Source organism: Pseudomonas sp. 20-5, assembly GCF_056782835.1.
Map to the genome: position 1 here is coordinate 668,241 of NZ_CM165584.1, position 21,287 is coordinate 689,527.

25 protein-coding genes are annotated in these 21,287 nt (G+C 64.2%); 23 read left to right on the forward strand and 2 right to left on the reverse strand.

From position 1 onward, the window contains the following. Positions 1-54 precede the first annotated feature (54 nt). Entirely contained in the window at positions 55-1,533 is a 1,479-nt protein-coding gene (trpE, locus tag AC1RB9_RS03130; RefSeq protein WP_015649712.1) for an anthranilate synthase component I, read from the forward strand. Between the two features lie 317 nt (positions 1,534-1,850). On the opposite strand, the gene prtN is transcribed toward trpE, so the two are convergent. Continuing rightward, complete coding sequence (gene prtN / locus AC1RB9_RS03135) at positions 1,851-2,165, reverse strand: pyocin genes transcriptional regulator PrtN (RefSeq protein WP_003113203.1); 315 nt, start codon at positions 2,163-2,165, stop codon at positions 1,851-1,853. Between the two features lie 99 nt (positions 2,166-2,264). Next, positions 2,265-3,035 carry a transcriptional regulator PrtR gene (prtR, locus tag AC1RB9_RS03140; RefSeq protein ID WP_003113202.1) on the reverse strand — a complete coding sequence of 257 codons (771 nt, stop codon included), beginning with the start codon at positions 3,033-3,035 and terminating at the stop codon, positions 2,265-2,267. 457 nt (positions 3,036-3,492) lie between these two features. On the opposite strand from prtR, the gene AC1RB9_RS03145 reads away from it, so the two are divergent. The 22 genes from AC1RB9_RS03145 to trpC all read left to right on the forward strand — a co-directional run bounded on the left by AC1RB9_RS03145 (position 3,493) and on the right by trpC (position 21,241). Continuing rightward, positions 3,493-3,693 carry a TraR/DksA C4-type zinc finger protein gene (locus AC1RB9_RS03145; protein WP_003085132.1) on the forward strand — a complete coding sequence of 67 codons (201 nt, stop codon included), beginning with the start codon at positions 3,493-3,495 and terminating at the stop codon, positions 3,691-3,693. 47 nt (positions 3,694-3,740) lie between these two features. Next, a complete protein-coding gene (locus AC1RB9_RS03150; RefSeq protein WP_003459419.1) occupies positions 3,741-4,100 on the forward strand; it encodes a PA0613 family protein in 360 nt (119 codons plus the stop codon). A 458-nt stretch (positions 4,101-4,558) separates the two neighbouring features. Further along, entirely contained in the window at positions 4,559-4,906 is a 348-nt protein-coding gene (locus AC1RB9_RS03155; protein ID WP_003117965.1) for a phage holin family protein, read from the forward strand. 15 nt (positions 4,907-4,921) lie between these two features. Then, entirely contained in the window at positions 4,922-5,551 is a 630-nt protein-coding gene (locus tag AC1RB9_RS03160) for a glycoside hydrolase family 19 protein (RefSeq protein WP_003459422.1), read from the forward strand. Then, entirely contained in the window at positions 5,548-5,910 is a 363-nt protein-coding gene (locus AC1RB9_RS03165; RefSeq protein ID WP_003121852.1) for a hypothetical protein, read from the forward strand. Before AC1RB9_RS03160 ends, AC1RB9_RS03165 begins: the two co-directional genes overlap by 4 nt. Then, a complete protein-coding gene (locus tag AC1RB9_RS03170; RefSeq protein ID WP_003118919.1) occupies positions 5,907-6,164 on the forward strand; it encodes a hypothetical protein in 258 nt (85 codons plus the stop codon). The genes AC1RB9_RS03165 and AC1RB9_RS03170 overlap by 4 nt, the downstream gene beginning before the upstream one ends. A 315-nt stretch (positions 6,165-6,479) precedes the next feature. Continuing rightward, a complete protein-coding gene (locus tag AC1RB9_RS03175; protein WP_003113190.1) occupies positions 6,480-6,974 on the forward strand; it encodes a phage tail tube protein in 495 nt (164 codons plus the stop codon). An 11-nt stretch (positions 6,975-6,985) separates the two neighbouring features. Then, on the forward strand, positions 6,986-7,333 hold the full coding sequence (locus tag AC1RB9_RS03180) for a phage tail assembly chaperone family protein, TAC (protein ID WP_003113189.1): 348 nt from the start codon (positions 6,986-6,988) through the stop codon (positions 7,331-7,333). 29 nt (positions 7,334-7,362) lie between these two features. Continuing rightward, positions 7,363-7,617: a hypothetical protein gene (locus tag AC1RB9_RS03185; RefSeq protein ID WP_003113188.1), complete on the forward strand. Its 255-nt coding sequence runs from the start codon at positions 7,363-7,365 to the stop codon at positions 7,615-7,617. 46 nt (positions 7,618-7,663) lie between these two features. Further along, on the forward strand, positions 7,664-9,499 hold the full coding sequence (locus tag AC1RB9_RS03190; RefSeq protein WP_003459429.1) for a phage tail tape measure protein: 1,836 nt from the start codon (positions 7,664-7,666) through the stop codon (positions 9,497-9,499). After that, positions 9,492-9,833, forward strand: a complete 342-nt coding sequence (locus AC1RB9_RS03195; RefSeq protein WP_003113186.1) for a phage tail protein — start codon at positions 9,492-9,494, stop codon at positions 9,831-9,833. The genes AC1RB9_RS03190 and AC1RB9_RS03195 overlap by 8 nt, the downstream gene beginning before the upstream one ends. Positions 9,834-9,840: 7 nt before the next feature. Further along, complete coding sequence (locus AC1RB9_RS03200) at positions 9,841-10,536, forward strand: phage minor tail protein L (protein ID WP_003459431.1); 696 nt, start codon at positions 9,841-9,843, stop codon at positions 10,534-10,536. A gap of 2 nt (positions 10,537-10,538) precedes the next feature. Continuing rightward, positions 10,539-11,309, forward strand: coding sequence for a C40 family peptidase (locus AC1RB9_RS03205; protein WP_003129219.1), 771 nt, complete (start codon positions 10,539-10,541; stop codon positions 11,307-11,309). A 54-nt stretch (positions 11,310-11,363) separates the two neighbouring features. Next, positions 11,364-11,966 (forward strand): tail assembly protein, encoded by a 603-nt coding sequence (locus AC1RB9_RS03210; RefSeq protein WP_003118924.1) that lies wholly within the window; start codon positions 11,364-11,366, stop codon positions 11,964-11,966. Between the two features lie 58 nt (positions 11,967-12,024). After that, positions 12,025-15,684 (forward strand): TipJ family phage tail tip protein, encoded by a 3,660-nt coding sequence (locus AC1RB9_RS03215; RefSeq protein WP_003459434.1) that lies wholly within the window; start codon positions 12,025-12,027, stop codon positions 15,682-15,684. Positions 15,685-15,981: 297 nt separating this feature from the next. Then, on the forward strand, positions 15,982-16,659 hold the full coding sequence (locus AC1RB9_RS03220) for a hypothetical protein (protein WP_124123171.1): 678 nt from the start codon (positions 15,982-15,984) through the stop codon (positions 16,657-16,659). A gap of 87 nt (positions 16,660-16,746) precedes the next feature. Next, positions 16,747-17,823, forward strand: a complete 1,077-nt coding sequence (locus AC1RB9_RS03225) for a pyocin knob domain-containing protein (protein ID WP_003459436.1) — start codon at positions 16,747-16,749, stop codon at positions 17,821-17,823. After that, positions 17,823-18,125 carry a hypothetical protein gene (locus AC1RB9_RS03230; protein WP_003459439.1) on the forward strand — a complete coding sequence of 101 codons (303 nt, stop codon included), beginning with the start codon at positions 17,823-17,825 and terminating at the stop codon, positions 18,123-18,125. The genes AC1RB9_RS03225 and AC1RB9_RS03230 overlap by 1 nt, the downstream gene beginning before the upstream one ends. Next, on the forward strand, positions 18,122-18,346 hold the full coding sequence (locus AC1RB9_RS03235; RefSeq protein WP_003459442.1) for a hypothetical protein: 225 nt from the start codon (positions 18,122-18,124) through the stop codon (positions 18,344-18,346). Before AC1RB9_RS03230 ends, AC1RB9_RS03235 begins: the two co-directional genes overlap by 4 nt. Positions 18,347-18,751: 405 nt before the next feature. Beyond that, the gene (locus AC1RB9_RS03240; protein WP_003101640.1) at positions 18,752-19,357 is read left to right on the forward strand and encodes an aminodeoxychorismate/anthranilate synthase component II; all 606 of its coding nucleotides are present in this window, start codon (positions 18,752-18,754) and stop codon (positions 19,355-19,357) included. Between the two features lies 1 nt (position 19,358). Further along, positions 19,359-20,408 (forward strand): anthranilate phosphoribosyltransferase, encoded by a 1,050-nt coding sequence (gene trpD, locus AC1RB9_RS03245; RefSeq protein WP_003085203.1) that lies wholly within the window; start codon positions 19,359-19,361, stop codon positions 20,406-20,408. Continuing rightward, entirely contained in the window at positions 20,405-21,241 is an 837-nt protein-coding gene (gene trpC / locus AC1RB9_RS03250) for an indole-3-glycerol phosphate synthase TrpC (protein ID WP_003459446.1), read from the forward strand. Before trpD ends, trpC begins: the two co-directional genes overlap by 4 nt. Positions 21,242-21,287 lie beyond the last annotated feature (46 nt).

The window sequence follows — 21,287 nt, forward strand, 5'->3', positions numbered from 1 at the left end:
AGCCGGCGCGCGTTTGCACCCTGTTGACCGTTCTCTCCTCCGATGAGGCTGATCATGAATCGCGAAGAATTCCTGCGGCTGGCCGCCGATGGCTACAACCGCATCCCGCTGTCCTTCGAGACCCTTGCCGACTTCGACACGCCGCTGTCGATCTACCTGAAGCTGGCCGACGCGCCGAACTCCTACCTGCTGGAGTCGGTGCAGGGCGGCGAGAAATGGGGGCGCTATTCGATCATCGGCCTGCCGTGCCGCACGGTGCTGCGGGTCTACGAGCATCAAGTGCGGATCAGCATCGATGGCATGGAAACCGAGCGCTTCGATTGCGCCGACCCGCTGGCTTTCGTCGAGGAGTTCAAGGCGCGCTACCAGGTGCCCACCGTGCCCGGCTTGCCACGTTTCGATGGCGGCCTGGTCGGCTACTTCGGTTACGACTGCGTGCGCTACGTGGAAAAACGCCTGGCCACCTGTCCGAACCCGGACCCGCTGGGCAACCCGGATATCCTGTTGATGGTGTCCGATGCCGTAGTGGTATTCGACAACCTGGCCGGGAAGATCCACGCCATCGTCCTCGCCGATCCCTCCGAGGAAAATGCCTACGAGCGCGGCCAGGCACGTCTGGAGGAGCTGCTGGAGCGTCTACGCCAGCCGGTCACCCCGCGTCGCGGCCTCGACCTCGAGGCGGCCCAGGGTCGTGAGCCGGCGTTTCGTGCCAGCTTCACCCGCGAGGACTATGAAAACGCGGTAGGAAGGATCAAGGACTACATCCTGGCCGGCGACTGCATGCAGGTGGTGCCGTCGCAGCGCATGTCCATCGAATTCAAGGCGGCGCCCATCGACCTGTACCGCGCGCTGCGCTGTTTCAATCCGACGCCCTACATGTACTTCTTCAACTTCGGCGACTTCCATGTCGTGGGCAGCTCGCCGGAGGTGCTGGTACGGGTCGAGGATGGCCTGGTGACGGTGCGCCCGATCGCCGGTACCCGTCCGCGCGGGATCAACGAAGAGGCCGACCTGGCACTGGAGCAGGATCTGCTGTCGGACGCCAAGGAGATCGCCGAGCACCTGATGCTGATCGACCTGGGGCGCAACGACGTGGGGCGGGTGTCCGATATCGGCGCGGTGAAGGTCACCGAAAAAATGGTGATCGAACGTTACTCCAACGTCATGCACATCGTGTCCAACGTCACCGGGCAATTGCGCGAGGGGCTCAGCGCGATGGACGCGCTGCGGGCGATTCTGCCGGCGGGTACGCTGTCCGGCGCGCCGAAGATCCGCGCCATGGAGATCATCGACGAGCTGGAGCCGGTCAAGCGTGGAGTCTACGGCGGCGCGGTCGGCTACCTGGCATGGAACGGCAACATGGACACTGCCATTGCCATCCGCACCGCGGTGATCAAGAACGGTGAACTCCACGTGCAGGCCGGCGGCGGTATCGTTGCCGACTCGGTGCCCGCGCTGGAGTGGGAAGAAACCATCAACAAGCGCCGGGCGATGTTCCGCGCCGTGGCGCTGGCCGAGCAGAGCGTCGAATAAGACGGCGCGAGGCGGAAGAAAAGAAGGCGGATGGCGTTTGCGTCATCCGCCTTCTTTATGCCCGGCTGGACCCACGCATTGGCTTCGCCCTACGCGGAGCCGCTTTCGTAGGGCGAATATCGCGGCGCGATATCCGCCAGGGGGCAGGACGCCGAACCCGCCTCAAGGTGAAGTGATCGATATGTCCGGTTGGCGGATGACGCCTTCGGCATTACTTGCCCACGCAGAAGGCGCTTTCGTAGGGGGGACATCACCACGCGATATCCGCCAGGCGGAGCATGGTGTCGCTCCCTACGATGCTGGCAACGGCGGGCCGCTCAGGATGCGATGCTGTCAGCGCCCGGCTGTGCTCGACGGGCGCTTCCGGCTTGGTTCGCGCGCTGGTCGACGTAGGCGGCGAGGTGATCGAGGGCCACGAACTGCATGGCCTTGTGACTATCGTCGAGGGTTGTCACCGGCAGGGCGATTCGCCCGCATGCCAGGGCCTTGCTGAAGTTTTCCTTGTTCAGGTTGCGAAACCAGCGTTCGCGAACCTGCTCCAGCGGCACCAGGACGTCGCCGAAGATGCGGTAGACCAATTCCACGGTTTCCTGGCGTGGAATCGGAGTGCTAGGGGCGATGGATGGCTGCATGGTATTCCCTCCTGCGGCTACACGTCGTTGAGGGAAATATAGCTCAGGTTGTTTTCTTGTTCAATAGCTGAAGTTGTAGAGCGGGCGAGCGCCAGGCGCTCACCGCACCAGGGACGGGCCGCGCCGGTGGCGTACGGTGGACCACCAGAAGACCCAACCGATCATGCTGATCTGGCGGCTGCGCATGTCCTCCGGCGAGTACTCCTCGTCCGGATATTCCTCGCGGTTGAAGCTGCGCAGGCGAATGCCGCCGCCGGGCAGGCGATAGACGAACTTCACCCGCAGCATGCCGTCATGTTCGAGGGCGTAGATCTCGCCATCGGTGATATGGGTGGTGGCGGTGTCCACGCCGATGGTGGAGCCATCCATGATCAGCGGTTCCATGCTGTTGCCGGTGAGTTGGGCGCAGATCGCCGCCGACGGATCGACGCCCGAGGCACGCAGCGTGGCGTAGGAAAAACGCAGCTTGCGCCCCTCTATCTCGCGCACCGCAGTGCGTCCGGCGCCGGCGGACATCTCCACTTCCTTGTACAGCGGCAGTTCCACTTCGTCTTCGTCCAGCGGTGTGTCGCTGTCCCACGGATGCAGCGGTTCCAGCACCAATGGGCTGCCATCGGCCACGGACACGGCACTGCGCGCGGCTGGAGCGCCTTCGCCGGTCTGCAGCCAGACCGGCGAGACGCCCAGGGCCGCCGCGATCTCGATCAGCTTGCGGGTGCTCTGGGCCTTGCCCGAGGTCAGCTTGTGAATGGTGTTCTGCGAAACCCCTGCCGCTTCGGCGAGGGTTTCCTGCTTCAGGTTGCGCATCGCCATGGCCTGCTTGAGGCGAGCGGCGAAGCTGTCGGGCGGGATCTGGGTGCTCTTGTCCATGCTCGGCAATCTACAGACCGATGGATTTTCTGTAAAGAGCCTAGGTGTTGACGATAAATAGCTTTGGTTGTAATTTCTCTTCCGTCAGAAAGCGGAAGGGGTGAGTTCCACAACTTCCCACCCGCCTTTCAGAGATTTCACATGGGTGCAGGGACGCACCCGGTTGTCGGCGACCGACGATGCAAGTGCCGACTGCTTGGGTGCCGGGGCCATGGGAAAGCGCTCCGGCACCTGGAGGGCCGGAGCGCCGTCCATGCAGACGCTCCGTCCCGCTCATTCATTCTGTCGCTGACCTGCTTCAGGTACGGCGGCGTCGTACAGGGAGTCATTGCCATGTCGCGAGATACGCACTCGCCATTTCCGCGCAGAGGAACGCAGGTCGCCGAACCGGCGCCGCGCATCTGTCATGTTCCATCCATTCGGCCGTCGGGCGTCGGGCACGCCAGGGAGGCTTTCCATGGCTGACCTTGCCGATCACGCCAACGAACTGGTCCTGGCTCGCCTCGACGGCCTCCTGGCGGCGCGCCCGGCGCTGGCCATCCGCGAGTCCGCGGAAGACTGCGAGGACTGCGGCGAGCCCATTCCCCAGGCGCGCCGCCGGGCGGCACCGGGCTGCAGTCGCTGCATCGACTGCCAGGACCGCCACGAGCGCCGTTGAACCGACCTCATGCCGAGCCCTCGCGGGCAGTGAAAGGAGACACGACCGTGATCAAAGCCATCGATGAAATGCTCAAGCTCTGGGCCGAGGAAATGCACGCGCCAGGCAGCAACGGAGGCGGCTACGCCGGCGGCAACCTGATCGCCATGCTGATCGCCAGCAAGGGCGAGGTGGTCCGCGGCCACCGTGGCAGCCGGGTGATCCTCGACCGTGTGGCGGAGGTCGATCGCCTGGTAAATCGCCTACCCGAGGAACTGAAGAACGTGGTGGTGGAGCACTATCTCAATCGCGACAGCTTCCCCGAGCAGAAGTACCGCCACTGCGGTTGCAGCCGCAACACCTTCTATCTGCGCCTGCATGTGGCGCACCAGGGTATCCAGGACGGCCTGCTGCGGCGGGCGGCCTGAGTTCCTGGACCGGATACCGTGTCCCCCCTGGAATTTTCCAACCGGCCTTCGGGCCGGTTTTTTTATGCCTGTCGCCCATGGAGGCGGCGAGTCCCATGCACAGCAGCGGACCCTGCACGGTAGAGGCGGGGTCGGGCTGGCGTAGCCATCCTTTTCGTCAGTCGATGCCGGGCTTTCCATATCGGAAGTGGGTATTCGCTTGCCCGGATGCCTGGCGAAGGTTCCCAGGGCGGTATATCACCCTCATATCGTGGTGCGTCTCCCTCCTATTGCAGTGGATTGTCGAGAAGGCATTGCCGGGCTGGGAATCGGGCGGTAAAAAGTAGTCATTCTTGTAAAGGTGCGTCCCCAGGGAGGCACTCGTGAAGCACCGGAACCCGGCCCTGGCGCCGGGTTTTTTATTGCCCGGGAAAACGTTCGTGCGGACGTGCCCGGCGCTGCCTGCCAAGGAGGGGCCCATGGGCAACGAACCGCAGACACTGACGGAAATGCCGCTCTGGGTACTGATCCTGCTCGCCGCGCTGGGCGGCGTCAGCGGCGAGATGTGGCGTGCCGACAAGGCCGGTCTCGGCGGCTGGGCCTTGTTGCGGCGCCTGGCGCTGCGCTCCGGCGCGTCGATCGTCTGCGGCGTGGCGGTGATGCTGCTGGCGTTGGCTTGCGGCGCCGCGCTGCTGTTCGCCGCGGCGCTGGGCAGCCTGACCGCCGCGGCCGGCGCGGAGATCGCCGTCGGTCTCTACGAACGCTGGGCCGCCCGGCGCCTGGGGGTTTGCGAGCTGCCCGAGGAGGAGCCGCATGAGCGGACATAAGCGCCAGGAGGATCGATGAAACTGACCGAGCAGCAATTGCTGCGCATTTTTCCCAACGCCCGCCTCGTCGCGGGCGTTTTCGTTGCGGCGTTGCAACGGGCCATGGACGAGAGGGAGATCGACACACCGGCGCGGCGTGCCGCGTTTCTCGCCCAGGTCGGCCACGAAAGCAGCCAGTTGAACCGGCTGGTGGAGAACCTCAACTACAGTGCCCAAGGCTTGGCGGCGACCTGGCCGAGCCGCTATCTCGGCCCCGACGGGCAGCCCAACGCGTTGGCCTGGCGGCTGGCGCGCAATCCGCAGGCGATTGCCGACAACACCTACGCCACGCGCAACGGCAATGGCGACGAAGCGTCCGGCGATGGCTGGCGCTTCCGTGGGCGTGGCTTGCTACAGATCACCGGGCGTGCCAACTACCGGTTGGTCGGCGAGGCCCTCGGCGAGCCGCTGGAAGCCGAGCCCTGGCGCCTGGAGCAGCCCGTGCCGGCGGCCCGCAGCGCCGCCTGGTGGTGGGCCGGTCACGGGCTCAACGAGTTGGCCGACCGCGGCGAGTTCGCTGCCATCACCCGCCGCATCAACGGCGGCCTGAATGGGCAGGCGGAGCGCCTGGCGTTGTGGCAGCGGGCCAGGGCGGTGCTGTCATGAGCCGGCTCGCTCTGCTCCTGCCGGCCGTGTTGCTGGTCCTGCTGGCCGGCGCCTTGCTCGGCGGCGGCCTGGTTGCCCGCCACTATCGTCCGCAACTGGAGGAGGCCCTGGGCCAACTCACTGCCAGCCGCGTCGCCAGCGGCCAGCTCGAGGCTTTGCTCGATGAGCAGCAGCGAGCGCTGGCGGCGGTGCGGGCGAGCGCCGAGAGGCGCGCGAAGGACGTCGAGCAGGCACTCGGCGAGGCCAGGGCGCAGGCCGCGGAGCAGTATGCCGCGGCCGTGCGTCTGCTCCAGGAACCCGACATTGGTGTGGACTGCCAGGCGGCAGGTGCGGCGATCGACCGGGAGCTGGGACTATGACTCGTCTCCTGCTGGGGCTTTGTCTGCTTTTCGCGGGCTGCGCAGCCTCGCCGACGACACCTCGCCCCGTGCGCGTCGAGGTTCCCCTCGCAGTGCCCTGCCGTGTACCTGACGTGCGCCCGCCGAGCTGGGCCGGCGCCACGCTGAAGGCCGGCGATTCGCTGCAGGCCAAGGTTCGCGCATTGCTCGCCGAGCGCCGCCAGCGGCAGGGCTACGAACTCGAATTGCAGGCGGCATTGCGTGCCTGCCGCTGAGACACTGGGCGCATATGGACGTCGATGGACGTGTGTCCGGCGCATATTGCCGTGTATTGATTCCGCAGCGTTGTCGAGCCGGGAATCGGTCGGTACAACGTAGTCATGCTTGTACAGGTGTGTCCCCCCAGGGATGCCACCTGCAACCTCAGAGCCCGGCCAGTGTGCCGGGCTTTTTCGTTTGCATCCGACAACGGCTCGGGACGTGGAGGCTCCTCGCCGACCGCGTACCGCGCCACGGCCGACCGTCCTGGGGACGGGGCCAGACGACCCGCCTGGTGCGGGTCTTTTCATGTGCATAAAGGAGAGTTTTCCATGTCCATCCTGACTCAAGGTACCCAGATCTACGCCCTGGTTCCGCCGGTATCCGGTACCGGTGCCGCTACCGTCCTGGAGATCGAAGGCGTGACTTCGTTCAACCCGGGCGGCAATCCGGCCGACCAGATCGAAGACCCGTGCCTGAGCGACACTTCGCGCAAGTACAAGAAAGGCCTGCGCACCCCTGGCCAGGCGACCCTCGGCATCAACGCCGATCCACGCCTGGCCAGTCACGTTCGGTTGTTCCAACTGTCCGAGAAAGATGGCGAGACGAGCGTCAAGTGGGCCATCGGCTGGTCCGACGGAATCGACGTAAAGCCGACCGTCAGCACCGAAGGCGACGATTTCGTGCTGCCGCCGGCGCGCACCTGGTTCACCTTCGAAGGCTACGTCAGCGACTTCCCCTTCGATTTCGCCAGCAACACGCTGGTCGCTACCCAGGCCACCATCCAGCGTTCCGGCGCCGGCAAGTGGACGCCGAAGTCGGCTTGAGGAGCGCGTAGATGAATCTCAACGAACTTCGTGCGGCGGGCGGTTTCATCGAGTCGGCGCTGGTGCGCAAGGAGATTACCTGGACCCGCGTTCCCGCCGGCAGGAAGAAGGCGGTCAGCGACACCTTCCAGGTGTTCGTCCGACGCAACAGTTTTGGCGCGGTGGAGCGCCTGTTCTCCGCCGAAGGCGACCAGCAGAGCCGCAACGCGCGCTACCTCGCCGAATGCATTCGCCTGGGCGAGACGGGAGAGGAAAGCCTGACCTACGAACAGGCCTACGACCTCGACCCGGCGCTGGGCTTCCTGCTGCTGCAGGCGGTCGGTGAGGTCAACCGGGTCGAGGACGCGGAAAAAAACTGACCCCCGCCGACGAGGTTTGGCACGAACTGGTGCTGAACGGCGTCGGCGGGTCGACCATTGCCGAGGCCAAGGAGCGGCTCAGCTACGCCGAGTACCGCGCCTGGGTCGCCTATCTGAACAAGCGCGGCTCGCTCCATCCGGGACACCGGCTGGAGCTTGCGCTGGCTCGGATCGCTGCGTTGCTCGGGCATGCGCTGGGAGCGGACGCCGATCCCGACGCGTTCCGTCCGCATATGGCTCTCCAGCCCCTTTCGCTGCACCAGGCGATGGATCAATGGGCATGACAGGCCACCCCGCTGCGGCGGGGTCTTTTTCTGGAAGACATGAATCATGGCCACGAATACCGACGGCAGCCTGACGCTCGACCTGGTCCTTCGCAGCGAAGGGTACAGGGCCGGGATGGACAAGGTTGGCAGGATCAACGATCAGAAAATGCGTGCCATGGAGGCGCGCGCGGAAAAGGCTGGCAAGGCTATCGGCAAAAGCCTGGACAGTTCGGCGCTGATTGCCAGCAGCGTGCTGGACCAGGCGCTGGACATGCTGGGCAGGACCAGTCGCGAGGCGGGTCAGGCCAAGAAGCCTGTGCAGAGCGCCCAGGACAAGGTACTGGCCGAGTGGAAGACCCGGCAGAAGGAGCTGGGCGAAGCCTGGAAGAGCTATCGCGAACCACTCCAGGATCTGTCCAAGCTCAACGAAGCACTACTGAAGAACTCTTCCGACAAGCTCGACAAGGCGCTGCTCAATCTCAGCGAGACCGGCAAGCTGTCGCTTGCCAACGTGGGCAAGGCCGCCTACGCCGATGCCGCGCGTCTCGCCTCGCGGCAGATGACCCTGATGCTGCTGGACGGGCTGTTTGGCTGGGTCGCCAGCGTCGGTACCGAGAAGCCCAAGGTCGACGACAAGGCGGGCAAGGGACAGGCGAAGGCCGGCGACGACGAGAAGGAACAGCCGTCGCTCCAGTCGCAGGTCTTCAAGCAGTGGCTGTTGCAGATGAACAATGTCTGGGGCGCCTACCGCGCGCCGTTGCAGGATATCTCCGGGATGACCGACGAGCTGTTCAGGAATGCGTCGGAGAAGCTCGAGAAGTCGCTGTTCAATTTCGCCACTAGCGGAAAGCTGTCCTTGAGCAACTTCGCCAAGACGGTGATTGACGATGTCGCCCGGATCGCCGCGCGGCAGCTTTCAATGCTCGCCCTGGACGGATTGTTCGGCTGGATGAATGGCAAGGCCGGCATCACCGAGGCGCAACTGGCCAGCCAGAAGCCCTATACCTCGCTACTGGAAAAGGCCCGCGCAGCTGCGGGACAAGCGGCAGCGGGCGCTCCCGCGGCCCAGGGTGCCGCGCCAATGCCGGCAGCGGCGATGGATGTCGGCGCGATGGTGGCCGCTGCTTCCGGGCAGACCGGGGACGGTTCCAAGGTATCGGCTGGAGGGGCTTCGGCGAGCGCTGGCAAGCCGGTGGGCAGTTGGGTCGAACAGATGGACGCCTCCTGGGCGAGCCTGCGCGACCAGGCGCAGGACGTCTCGGGAATGATGGACATGCTGTTTACCAACGCCTTCACCAATATGGAGAACGCCCTGTTCACCTTTGCCACCACGGGCAAGCTGTCGTTCAAGGATTTCGCCGACTCGGTGATCCAGGATATGGCGCGGATCGCCGCGCGGCAGGCGACGCTGCAGATCATCGGCGGCATCGTCGGTGCGGTCAGCGGGTTCTTCGGTAGCGGCGCAACGGCGGGCTCGCGGATTTCCGACTACACCGGCTCGGACATGGCCAATTGGGTCAGCAAGCAACGCGCCGGAGGCATGCCTGGGTTCGCCAGGGGCGGTGCCTTCAACGATGGCATCCAGAGCGCGCCGGCGCTGTTCAGCATGGCCGGCGGTCGTCCGGCGCTGATCGGCGAGCGTGGGCCGGAAGCCATCATGCCGCTGAGTCGCGGTTCCGATGGCGTGCTCGGCGTGCGCGCGCTCGGCGGCGGCGAGGGGGGCAACGTCTTCAATTTCTCCACCAGCGTCAGCCTGGGCGGCCGCGAGGGCGCGGCGACGGCCAGCGGCGACGACGGTACGGGACAGCAGCTGGCGGGAATGATCAACGATGCCGCGCGCAACGTGGTGGCGCAGGAGCTACGCCCCGGCGGCCTGGTATGGAGGATGGTGAATGGCTGATCTGGAACGCTTTACCTGGGACATCTCGATCGATTCCGCCGGCCAGGCGAACCAACTGGTACGCCAGGTGCAGTACGGCGGCGGCTACAGCCAGGCGCTCGGCGACGGGCTGAACAACCTCAGCGAGACCTGGCAGGTTTCGCGTACCGGCGATCTCGCGCTGATCGGCCCGATCCGCGATTTCCTCAAGCGCCACGGCGGCTACCGCTCGTTCCTCTGGACCTTGCCCACTGGCGAACCGGTACGGGTGCGCGCCCAGGGCTGGCAATTGCGGCCGCGCGGCAACGGCGTGTTCACCCTGAACACCACCTTCCAGCAAGTCTTCAATCCGTGAGGTAAGCATGACCATCACAGCCGATGACCAGGCCCTCGAGCCTGGGGCGCTGGTGCGCCTGTTCGACCTGGATTGCACCGGGTTCGGCGGCGAGATGCTGCGCTTCCACGGCCACCTGCAGCAGGGGCCGATCCACTGGCAGGGCAACGCCTACCAAGCTTGGCCGCTGGAGGCGCGCGGCTTCGAGCAGCGCGGCGACGGCCGGGCCAGTTCGCCGACCCTTAGCGTGGGCAACATCGACGGCAGCATCAGCGCGCTCTGCCTGTTCTTCGATGGCCTGGTAGGCGCGCGCCTGACCGTGCGCGAGACCTATGCGCACTACCTGGATGCGGCCAACTTCACCGAAGGCAACCCGCAGGCCGACCCCTCCCAGGAGCGCCTGAACATCTGGTTCCTCGAGCAGAAGACCGCCGAGAACAGCGTCCAGGTGACCTGGGAGCTGTCCGCTCCGCCGGACTTCCAGGGCCAGCAGATCCCGGCGCGCCAGATCACCTCGCTGTGCCACTGGTGCATCACCAACGAGTACCGCGGGCAGGACTGCAACTACACCGGCACGGCGATGTTCGATGCCGACGGCAATCCGGTGGACGATCCGGCGCTGGACCGCTGCGGCGGCCGGGTCAGCGATTGCAAGCTGCGCTTCGGCGCGGACAACCCGCTGTCCCACGGCGGCTTCGCCGGCGCCGGCCTGGTCAGGATGTGAGCATGGAACTGAGCCGCAGCCTACAGCGGGCCATCGCCGCACACGCCGCCCGCGAGCATCCGCGCGAATGCTGCGGGCTGATCGTTCGCGGTGCGCGTCAACGCCGCTACGTGGCCTGTCGCAACGCAGCCGGATCGCCCAGCGAGCACTTCGTGATCGATCACCAGGACTGGTGCGCCGCCGAGGACCAGGGCGAGGTCCTGGCCATCGTCCACAGCCACCCGGACGTTCCGGCCACGCCGAGCATGGCCGATCGGGTCAGTTGCGAACTGCATGGTCTGCCCTGGGTGATCCTGTCCTGGCCGGAAGGCGATGTCGCGCATCTAGCGCCGGAGGGCTATCGGGCGCCGCTGCTCGGCCGCGAGTTCGCCCACGGCGTGCTCGACTGCTGGAGCCTCTGTCGCGACTGGTACCGCCGCGAGGCAGGTCTGGAGCTTCCGGACTATCCGCGCCGCGACGGTTGGTGGGAAACCGGCGAGAGCCTCTACGAGCAGCACTATGCGGCGGCTGGATTCCGGCCGGTGCCGCTGGCCGGAATCCGCCGCGGCGACATGCTGGTGATGCAGGTCGGGAGGGCGCTGCACCCGAACCACGCGGGCATCTACCTGGGCAATGACTGGCGTCTGGACAGCGAGCCGGTCCAGGCGCTCGGCGGCGACGGACCGTTCCTGCTGCACCACCTGTACGGACGGCTGTCGACCCGCGACGTGTTCGGCGGACCCTGGATCGAACGCACGCGCCTGGTCTTGCGGCACACGCGGATGCCGCAGTGAACGACATATTCAAGCGAGCCGTCGGAATCGGCTCTTTACGAGAGGAACAGGTCCATGAATGACACCCTGAGTCAGGGCCTAACCACCATCCGTCTATACGGGGTTCTGGGTAAGCGCTTCGGCCGCATGCACGGCCGGTTATTGGAAAGCGGCACGGTACGCGAGGCGATGAGCGCCCTGAAGCACACCATGGAGGGATTCGAGACGTTCATGCGCGAGGCGGAATCGAAAGGGCTGACCTTCGCCGTGTTCCGTGGGCGTACCAACCTGTCCGGCGAGCAACTGGACATGCGCGGACGCGAGGATATCCGCATCGTGCCGTTGGTGATCGGGAGCAAGCAGTCCGGATTGTTTCAGACGGTATTAGGAGCTGCACTCATTGCCGTAGGTGTCTTCGCAACGAGTCTTACGCTCGGGACAAGCACGTTTCTGATCTCTGCCGGCGCCAGCATGATGCTCGGTGGCGTCATGCAGATGCTCAGCCCCCAACCCAAGGGCCTGAAGGGCCGAGAGGCCCCCGAGAACGCCCCCAGCTATGCCTTCGGCGGCCCGGTCAACACCATCGCCCAGGGCCATCCGGTCGGCGTGCTCTACGGCAAGCGCCGCATCGGCGGCGCGGTGATCAGCGCCGGCATCTATGCCGAGGACCGGCTGTAGCCGGCAACGCCGTAACAGGCCCGCCATGCGCGGGCGTTTTTTTGCCTGAAGGAACGTCATGAACAAGACCATCACGGGCCACAAGGGTGGCAGCAAGAAGCCGCGCCAGCCGGTGGAGATGCCGGACTCGGTGCGCTCGATCGCGCGGGCGAAGATTCTCCTGGCACTGGGCGAAGGCGAGTTTGACGGTGGCGTCGACGGCCGTTCGATCTACCTGGACGATACGCCGCTGCTGGCGGCGGACGGCTCGGTGAACTTCCCCGGAGTGACCTGGGAGTTCCGTCCGGGCTCGGTGGACCAGGAACACATTGCCGGTGTGCCCGCCGTGGAAAACGAACTGGCGGTCGGCGTCGAACTCAAGAGTGACGCGCCCTGGGTCCGCGCGGTGAACAACACCCAGCTCTCGGCGGTGCGCCTGCGCCTGTCCTGGCCGGCCATCCAGCGCCAGCAGGAAAACGGTGACGTGGTCGGCTACCGCATCGACTACGCGATCGACATCGCCGTCGACGGCGGTGCCTGGCAGGAAGCGCTGAAGGCTTCGCTGGACGACAAGTCCACCAGCCGCTACGAGCGCTCCCACCGTGTCGACCTGCCGGAGGCGCGGAGCGGCTGGCAGGTGCGCGTGCGCCGCCTGACGCCGAACCAGAACAACAACCGCGTCGCCGACACCATGCGGGTCGAGGCGATCACCGAGGTGATCGACGCCAAGCTGCGCTATCCGAACACCGCGCTGCTGTTCGTCGAGTTCGATGCCAGCCAGTTCCAGAGCATTCCGCAGATATCGGTGGAAGCGCGCGGCCGGCGGGTGCGGGTGCCGAGCAACTACGATCCGCAGACCCGTAGCTACAGCGGCACCTGGGACGGCTCGTTCAAGTCGGCCTGGACCAGCAACCCGGCCTGGCACTGGTACGACATCGTGTTGCACAAGCGCTTCGGCCTCGGTCGGCGGATCGACGCGAGCATGGTCGACAAGTGGTCGCTGTACCGCATCGCCCAGTACTGCGACCAGTCGGTGCCCGACGGCAAGGGCGGCCAGGAGCCGCGCTTCAGCTGCAACCTGTACCTGCAGAGTCGCGCCGAAGCCTGGACAGTGCTGCGCGACCTGGCAGCGATCTTCCGCGGCATGTCCTACTGGTCCGGCGCGGAAATGGTGGCGGTATCCGACATGCCGGAGGACGAGGCCTACACCTTCTCACCGTCGAACACCGTGCGTGGCGACGACGGCAGCCACTTCAACTACAGCAGCAGCCGCCAGCGCGATCGCCACACCCTGGCCCTGGTCAACTACGACAATCCGGGCAACGGTTACCAGAGCCAACCGGTAGCGGTGAACAATGACCGCGCGCAGCGCCGCTACGGCATCAGCCAGTTGGAGATCACCGCGATCGGTTGCACCTCCGAGGGCGAGGCGCAGCGGCGTGGCCAGTGGGCGCTGCTGACCGAGGAGCTGGAGCAGGACGCGGTGACCTTCCGCACCGGCATGGATGGCCGTGGGCTGGCGCCGGGGAAGATCATCGCCGTAGCCGACCCGGTCAAGTCCGGCAAGCAGATCGGCGGACGCCTGAGCGCGGTGGATGGCCGCGCGCTGACCCTCGACCGCGACGTCGAGGCTCGACCCGGCGATCGCCTGCTGGTCAACCTGCCGAACGGCAAGGCCGAGGCGCGCACCGTCCAGTCGGTGGTCGGCCGCGTGCTGAGCGTGACCGCCGCCTATTCGGAGACGCCTCGGCCCCAGGGGCAGTGGGCGCTGCAGAGCAACAGCCTGACCACCCAGCGCTTCCGCATCATGAGCATCACCCGGCCGGAGGACAATCTTTTCGAGATCACCGCGCTGCAACACAACGCGAGCAAGTTCGACGCCATCGACAACGGTGCGCGCATCGAGCTGCCGCCGGTCACCAGCATTCCGCCGGGCGTGCAGGCGCCGCCGCAGAACGTGCGGATCAAGGCTTTCACCAAGGTCGACCAGGGGTTGGCGGTGACCAGCCTGTCGGCCTCCTGGGATGCCGCGCCGAACGCGGTGGCCTACGAGGCCGAATGGCGCAAGGACTCGGGCAACTGGGTGCGGGTGCCGCGAACCTCGGCGCTCGGTTTCGACGTGCCGGGCATCTATGCCGGTCGCTATCTGGTGCGGGTACGCGCCTTGAACGTGATGGAGGTCGGCTCGGTCTACGCCAGCAGTGTGGAAACCGCTCTCGAGGGCAAGACCACGCCGCCGCCGGCGCTGGCCTACCTGCGCTGCGTGGCCGGCCCCTGGCGCATCGGCCTGGAGTGGGGGTTCCCGGCCAGCGGCGCAGCGGACACCGCCTACACCGAGATCCAGCAGTCCGCCACGCCCGGTGGCAGCGAGGAGACCGCACGGGCGCTGGGCCTGTTCGCCTACCCAGGCAATACCCACCTGGTATCGCCGATACCGGCCGGCGAACGGCTGGCGTTCCGCGGTCGCTTGATCGACCGTAGCGGCAACGTCGGCGCCTGGTCGAACTGGGTCACCGGCACCAGCTCCAGCGACGCCAGCGAATACAACCAGTTGATCACCCAGGAGTACGTCGAGTCGGCGCTGGGCCAGCAGTTCTTCTCCGATATCGAACGGATGCAGGTGGATATCGGGGGCTTGCAGAAGCAGGTCGGCGACCTCGCCGACGTTCTGCTGTACGACCCGGCCAAGGTCTACGCGAAGAACGACATGGTGCGACAGGGGCAGCGGTTGTACCAGGCACTGAAGGCTGTGCCGGCGAAGACGGCGCCGCCGAACGCGGCCTACTGGTCCGATATCGGCCAGTCGCTGGAAACTGCCAACGGGCTGGCGCAGCAGGTGGCGAGCCATACCGCTGAAATCAGCGAACTCGACGGCAGGATCGAAGCAGCGGCATCGAATCTGGATGTGCTGCAAGCTGCCGCCCGCGGGGAAGCTGCGACCGGAGAGAAGGCGGATGCGCTGAAGGGCTGGGACACCATTGCTCGAGCTGCCACCGAAGTCACCGTGCGGGCGAACGAGGACGAAGCGCAGGCGAAGCGGACGAGCTTGCTTGAGGCGTGGACCGGGACGGCGGAGGGCAGGATCGCCACCGTCGAGTCGGTCGTTGCGTCGAACAATGCCGTAACCGTCCAGCGCCTGGATCAGCTATCCGGCCAGGTCGCGAGCAATGCCTCGGCCATCAGCACCGAACAGACCGTCCGCGCCAACGCGGACAGCGCCCTGGGACAGCGGGTGGATACCGTCAGCGCACGCACCGATACCAACGAGGCGAACATCCAGACCACATCTCAAGCGGTTACCTCGCTGGATGGCAGCGTCAAGGCGCTCTACAGCGTGAAGCTCCAGGCGCATGCCAACGGGCAGAAGTACGCCGCTGGCTGGCAACTGGGCTTCGACAGCGGTACGAGTGTGACGACCATGGCGTTCCAGGCTGATCGGTTCCTCTGGTTCAACAGTTCCAGCGGGCAGACCGTGGCGCCGGTTTCGATCGTCGGCGGCCAGATGTTCATCAACAACGCGATGATCCAGGACGGCTCGATCACCAACGCGAAGATCGGCAACGTGATTCAGTCGAATAACTACGTGCAAGGCGTGAGCGGCTGGAAACTTGGGAAAAATGGAGTCTTGGAAATCAACGGAACAGTAGCAGGGCAAGGAAGAGTTGAGATAACAAACTCTGTTTTCAAGGTTTACGACTCCAACAATCGATTACGCGTCAGGCTTGGAATATGGGTGTGATATGACAGCTGGCCTTCAAACTTGGGATGCAAATGGGAACCTGATTACTGACACAGCAACGAGGATCGGAACAATACTTGGTAGCGTTGAGTCTGGAACATCGCCAGGCTCAATAAGTGTTCCTGATCTTTCCTTGGGAAATCCGTTCTGTTACGTGCTTACAGGTGCAAACGTATATGGGGACGTTATCCCGCCGTCTGTGACGTTTTCAGGTAATGCTTTAAGTTGGGGGTTTTACGGAGGAGACTCTTACACAGTAAGGGTTAGTGCAAAAATAGTATATGGAATTTTCTAATTATGGCAGGTCTGCAGATATTCAATGACTACAATACAATACAGTTTGACGATAATTATCATGCTCCAATATTGATAAGTAAATCTACTGTTAGTGTTAGGCAAAGAAGGCCTGCTCCTTATGATGCTGGGTCTTTTGGCGCTCTTGAAGTTTTTGCAAAAGACCCGCTTTTATTTATGGGGAACACGTACGGCGGAGCGGTAACGGTTTCATCTAGGGAGGAAGTGTATTCCGGGTTCTGGAGATTTACACTTGTCGCAGACTCTTTTTCTGGAACTGATGCAGATGTGTACGTTTTTGATAATGCACCACCTCAGTCAAGCGAGTTTGGGCTTCAAATATATAAACCTGACGGCATAACTCTTGGATTTGATAGCGGATCTAAGTATTTGCGCCTATCAGATGTTCTGCAGGCGTCTTCAGGGATTACATCAAGTTTCAGCTTGCCGCCTGGGAGGCAGTATGCTGCAATGCTCTCCTACTCTAGGACCGATATCGTAGATGGCCCATCTGAGCCTTTTCGGTCTTGGTTTACAAGAAGAGAAGGTCTTTCGATAAGCGCATCGTCAGTGGCTACTTCATTTGTCGCGGTTTTTAAATTTCCTTCATCAAGATCATCAGTGCGACAGCCTGGTGCAGTAGCGCCGCAAGTTGTCCTGGCCGATATAACTGACTACTAATATTCAGATCGGCGGACCTGGGCAAGACGCAATACGAATACCTTTCCCATGGCCTCTTCTGGCCATTGCATAACAGGAGGACTCTCTATGGCGTGGTACTCAGCCGGAACCGTTGCCGTGACCGCAAATAGCCCGACCGTTACCGGTACTGGCACACAGTTCTCGTCCAATACCCGGGTCGGCGATGCATTTCGTGGCCCCGATGGTCGTTGGTACGAGGTCACAAACGTCGCCAGTTCGACGGTCATCTCGATCAAACCCAACTACCAGGGCAGCACCGCCAGCGGCCAGCCCTATGCAGTGGCGCCGATCCTGGGCTACGACAAGGACCTATCAGATCGTTTCAACCAGATCGCGATGGACTGGGGGGCGACCCTTGCGGGCATAAAGCCGTGGGCCCTGTCCAATACCGGCACGCAAGCGCAGGCGGACATGGGAATGACGGCGGTGGGGCGGGGACTCAACGCCGCAGCGACTGCTGAGAATGCCCTGAGCTTTATTGGTGGCATGCCGAAGTCGATGTCCAATCTGCGGGCTGTCAGCGACGCCAATAATGTCCCGAACGAATGCGGGTTCTACGGCATCAGCGTCGGCCCTTGGGCGAACCTGCCGCCGGGCATTGATTCGCTGAACCCGGTTGGCTCGATGCTCTACCACCAACCCTACGATGCAAGTACCGTTGTGCAAATGTTCATCCCGCGTACGTCGGATCTCGCATATTTCCGCCGGAAGGCTGCCGGTACGTGGTCCACCTGGATGCGGTTCTTGACCGATAGGCAGCTCTCCGGGACCGTGAGCAATGACGGAAGTGGAGTACCAAACGGCGCAATCATCCAGCGCGGGAGTAACGTGAACGGAGAGTACGCCCGGTTCGCGGATGGTACGCAAATCTGCTGGCGCCGGTATGCTGCTGCGTTAGACGTAATCAACCAATCCGGAAGCCTGTTCATAACTCCAGGCGGCACGACTCTGACGTTCCCGGCCGCGTTCGTTAGCGCGCCCGTAGTCTCCGACGCTACGATCAGAAATACCGGATACTCTGGGCGTGGTTGGGGAGCTGTGTACTCGGTAGATGCGACAAGCTGTGCGTGGTACGGATTTTCGACAACATATGCGCTTGCGGCATTGCTGCCGGGCTTTATCGCTACGGGGAGGTGGTTCTGATGATCATCACTCTTTCTCCGTATTTACCGCTCCCTGAAAGCGACGAGCACCTGTCGCTGAGCAGGACTGGCGATGTGCTCACCGTGAACGGTCAGCCGTTCGACTTCACACCGCTACCGGAGGGCGGTGAACTGCCGGCTGAGGCGATTGGATCGGAGTGGTTCGCTGGTTCCGTAGTGCGACGCGCCGGCCGCATCCAACTGATCCTGCGGTTCCCGCTTGCCGCCGATGCCAGTGGCGCCGCTCGCTTCCCTGAACCGTTGCTGATCGAGGCCGATGGACCTGTGGAGTTGCCGCGATGATCGATTGGAGCAAGGTAAAGACCGCAGAACAGCAGGCGCAAGAGCGCAGGCAGGCTGAGTACGATGCCGCAGCCGCGGCGCGGGCAAATGCCTACCGCCTGGAGAGTGACCCGCTCAAGACCGAGGCTGAATTCGATGCGATCAAGGCCGGCACCGAGCCGGACTACTCTGACTGGATCGCCAAGGTAGAAGAGATCAAGGGGCGATACCCACTTCCTTGAATCCGCCCGTCATGTAAGCAGGCTTCAGCGCCACCCCGAAGCCTGTCTTGACAGTAGCATCCCCTGCGCCGGCCGCTCCGGCCGGCGCTCTTCCCGACATCCCGCTGTTGCACCCATCCTCCCCACTGGGCTATGTTCCCCAACATGGCTCCGTGAGACCGCTATCGTGATCCACCTCAGCAGCATCATCACCTCCCTCATCAAGGCATTCGCCCGTTGGCGCTGGCGCGCCTGACTTCTTCTTCGCCGGCCTGGCCGGTCACGTCTCCCTGCGTCCCCCGTTTTCCACAGGCATAATGCCGACGATCCACTCCCCCTTCCTCCGCGAGCACGCCGGGAAACGGGTGTGGCGAAAGCCGGGTGATGCGATTCGCATAAGAATGAAATCAAGAGGTTACAGCCAGCATGCTGCTGATGATCGATAACTACGACTCCTTCACCTACAACCTGGTGCAGTACTTCGGCGAACTCAAGGCCGAGGTCAAGGTGGTGCGCAACGACGAACTGAGCGTGGAACAGATCGAGGCCCTGGCGCCCGAGCGCATCGTCCTTTCCCCCGGTCCCTGCACCCCCAACGAGGCCGGCGTCTCGCTGGCCGTTATCGAGCGCTTCGCCGGCAAGCTGCCGCTGCTCGGTGTCTGCCTTGGCCATCAGAGCATCGGCCAGGCCTTCGGCGGCGAAGTGGTGCGGGCGCGGCAGGTGATGCACGGCAAGACCAGCCCGATCCACCACAAGGACCTCGGCGTGTTCGCCGGCCTGGCCAATCCCCTGACGGTGACGCGCTACCACTCGCTGGTGGTGAAGCGAGAGAGCCTGCCGGAATGCCTGGAGATCACCGCCTGGACCCAACATGCCGACGGATCGCTCGACGAGATCATGGGCGTACGCCACAAGACCCTGAATGTCGAGGGCGTGCAGTTCCATCCCGAGTCCATCCTCACCGAGCAGGGCCACGAGTTGCTGGCCAACTTCCTCCGCCAGCAGGGCGGTGTGCGTGGGGAGGGCAACTGAGATGGATATCAAGGGAGCCCTCAATCGCATCGTCAACCAGCTCGACCTGACCACCGAGGAAATGCAGGCGGTCATGCGCCAGATCATGACCGGGCAATGCACCGACGCGCAGATCGGCGCCTTCCTGATGGGCATGCGGATGAAGAGCGAAACCATCGACGAGATCGTCGGCGCGGTGGCGGTGATGCGCGAACTGGCCGACGGCGTGCAGTTGCCTACGCTGAAGCATGTGGTCGACGTGGTCGGCACCGGCGGCGATGGCGCGAACATCTTCAACGTATCCTCGGCGGCGTCCTTCGTGGTCGCCGCCGCTGGCGGCAAGGTCGCCAAACACGGTAACCGCGCGGTCTCCGGCAAGAGCGGCAGCGCCGACTTGCTGGAAGCCGCCGGCATCTACCTGGAGCTGACCTCCGAACAGGTGGCGCGTTGCATCGACACCGTCGGCGTCGGGTTCATGTTCGCCCAGGTCCACCACAAGGCGATGAAGTACGCCGCCGGTCCGCGCCGCGAGCTGGGCTTGCGGACTCTGTTCAACATGCTTGGCCCACTGACCAACCCGGCGGGAGTCAGGCACCAGGTGGTCGGGGTGTTCACCCAGGAACTGTGCAAGCCGCTGGCTGAAGTGCTCAAGCGTCTCGGCAGCGAGCATGTGCTGGTGGTGCATTCGCGCGACGGGCTGGACGAGTTCAGTCTGGCCGCGGCGACCCACATTGCCGAGTTGAAGGACGGCGAGGTACGCGAGTACGAAGTGCGTCCCGAGGACTTCGGGATCAAGAGCCAGACCCTGATGGGGCTGGAGGTCGACAGTCCGCAGGCCTCGCTGGAACTGATCCGCGACGCTTTGGGGCGGCGCAAGACCGAGGCTGGGCAGAAGGCCGCCGAGCTGATCGTGATGAATGCCGGCCCGGCACTGTACGCTGCCGATCTGGCGACCAGCCTGCACGAGGGCATTCAACTGGCCCACGATGCCCTGCACACCGGGCTGGCACGGGAGAAGATGGACGAACTGGTGGCCTTCACCGCCGTTTACAGAGAGGAGAACGCACAGTGAGTGTGCCGACGGTTCTGCAGAAGATCCTCGCCCGCAAGGCCGAGGAGGTCGCCGAGCGCCGTGCGCGCGTCAACCTGGCCGAGGTCGAGCGGCTGGCGCGTAGCGCCGATGCGCCGCGCGGCTTCGCCAATGCCCTGCTGGAGCGGGCCAAGCGCAAGGAGCCGGCAGTGATCGCCGAGATCAAGAAGGCATCGCCGAGCAAGGGCGTGCTGCGCGAACACTTCGTCCCGGCAGAGATCGCCCGCAGCTACGAGGCGGGTGGCGCGGCGTGCCTGTCGGTGCTCACCGACGTGGACTTCTTCCAGGGCGCCGATGCCTATCTGAAGGAAGCGCGGGCCGCCTGTGCGCTGCCGGTGATCCGCAAGGACTTCATGATCGATCCGTACCAGATCGTCGAGGCGCGGGCGATCGGTGCCGACTGCATCCTGCTGATCGTCTCGGCGCTGGACGACGTGCTGATGGCCGAACTGGCGGCGACTGCCAAGTCGGTCGGTCTCGACGTACTGGTCGAAGTGCATGACGGCACCGAGCTGGAACGTGCACTGAAGACCCTGGACACGCCGTTGGTGGGCATCAACAACCGCAACCTGCACACCTTCGAGGTGAGCCTGGAAACCACCCTCGACCTGTTGCCGGAAATTCCCCGCGACCACCTGGTGGTCACCGAGAGCGGTATTCTCAACCGGGCCGACGTGGAGCTGATGGAAGTCAGCGAGGTCTACGCCTTCCTGGTTGGCGAGGCGTTCATGCGGGCCGACGATCCTGGCCTCGAACTGAAGCGCCTGTTCTTCCAGGAGCGTGGCGGCGTGGTGCTGGGCGCCGATCCTGACTGATCCGCGCTGTCGAACCCCATGAAAAAGGCCGGTTGCGACCGGCCTT

What these genes read in the sequence shown, in the direction of transcription:
- trpE (WP_015649712.1), top strand. Translation starts at nt 55, where the DNA reads ATGAATCGCGAAGAATTCCTGCGGCTGGCCGCCGATGGCTACAACCGC.
- prtN (WP_003113203.1), bottom strand. Translation starts at nt 2,165, where the DNA reads ATGCAGCCATCCATCGCCCCTAGCACTCCGATTCCACGCCAGGAAACC.
- prtR (WP_003113202.1), bottom strand. Translation starts at nt 3,035, where the DNA reads ATGGACAAGAGCACCCAGATCCCGCCCGACAGCTTCGCCGCTCGCCTC.
- AC1RB9_RS03145 (WP_003085132.1), top strand. Translation starts at nt 3,493, where the DNA reads ATGGCTGACCTTGCCGATCACGCCAACGAACTGGTCCTGGCTCGCCTC.
- AC1RB9_RS03155 (WP_003117965.1), top strand. Translation starts at nt 4,559, where the DNA reads ATGGGCAACGAACCGCAGACACTGACGGAAATGCCGCTCTGGGTACTG.
- AC1RB9_RS03160 (WP_003459422.1), top strand. Translation starts at nt 4,922, where the DNA reads ATGAAACTGACCGAGCAGCAATTGCTGCGCATTTTTCCCAACGCCCGC.
- AC1RB9_RS03165 (WP_003121852.1), top strand. Translation starts at nt 5,548, where the DNA reads ATGAGCCGGCTCGCTCTGCTCCTGCCGGCCGTGTTGCTGGTCCTGCTG.
- AC1RB9_RS03170 (WP_003118919.1), top strand. Translation starts at nt 5,907, where the DNA reads ATGACTCGTCTCCTGCTGGGGCTTTGTCTGCTTTTCGCGGGCTGCGCA.
- AC1RB9_RS03175 (WP_003113190.1), top strand. Translation starts at nt 6,480, where the DNA reads ATGTCCATCCTGACTCAAGGTACCCAGATCTACGCCCTGGTTCCGCCG.
- AC1RB9_RS03180 (WP_003113189.1), top strand. Translation starts at nt 6,986, where the DNA reads ATGAATCTCAACGAACTTCGTGCGGCGGGCGGTTTCATCGAGTCGGCG.
- AC1RB9_RS03190 (WP_003459429.1), top strand. Translation starts at nt 7,664, where the DNA reads ATGGCCACGAATACCGACGGCAGCCTGACGCTCGACCTGGTCCTTCGC.
- AC1RB9_RS03195 (WP_003113186.1), top strand. Translation starts at nt 9,492, where the DNA reads ATGGCTGATCTGGAACGCTTTACCTGGGACATCTCGATCGATTCCGCC.
- AC1RB9_RS03200 (WP_003459431.1), top strand. Translation starts at nt 9,841, where the DNA reads ATGACCATCACAGCCGATGACCAGGCCCTCGAGCCTGGGGCGCTGGTG.
- AC1RB9_RS03205 (WP_003129219.1), top strand. Translation starts at nt 10,539, where the DNA reads ATGGAACTGAGCCGCAGCCTACAGCGGGCCATCGCCGCACACGCCGCC.
- AC1RB9_RS03210 (WP_003118924.1), top strand. Translation starts at nt 11,364, where the DNA reads ATGAATGACACCCTGAGTCAGGGCCTAACCACCATCCGTCTATACGGG.
- AC1RB9_RS03215 (WP_003459434.1), top strand. Translation starts at nt 12,025, where the DNA reads ATGAACAAGACCATCACGGGCCACAAGGGTGGCAGCAAGAAGCCGCGC.
- AC1RB9_RS03220 (WP_124123171.1), top strand. Translation starts at nt 15,982, where the DNA reads ATGGCAGGTCTGCAGATATTCAATGACTACAATACAATACAGTTTGAC.
- AC1RB9_RS03225 (WP_003459436.1), top strand. Translation starts at nt 16,747, where the DNA reads ATGGCGTGGTACTCAGCCGGAACCGTTGCCGTGACCGCAAATAGCCCG.
- AC1RB9_RS03230 (WP_003459439.1), top strand. Translation starts at nt 17,823, where the DNA reads ATGATCATCACTCTTTCTCCGTATTTACCGCTCCCTGAAAGCGACGAG.
- AC1RB9_RS03235 (WP_003459442.1), top strand. Translation starts at nt 18,122, where the DNA reads ATGATCGATTGGAGCAAGGTAAAGACCGCAGAACAGCAGGCGCAAGAG.
- AC1RB9_RS03240 (WP_003101640.1), top strand. Translation starts at nt 18,752, where the DNA reads ATGCTGCTGATGATCGATAACTACGACTCCTTCACCTACAACCTGGTG.
- trpD (WP_003085203.1), top strand. Translation starts at nt 19,359, where the DNA reads ATGGATATCAAGGGAGCCCTCAATCGCATCGTCAACCAGCTCGACCTG.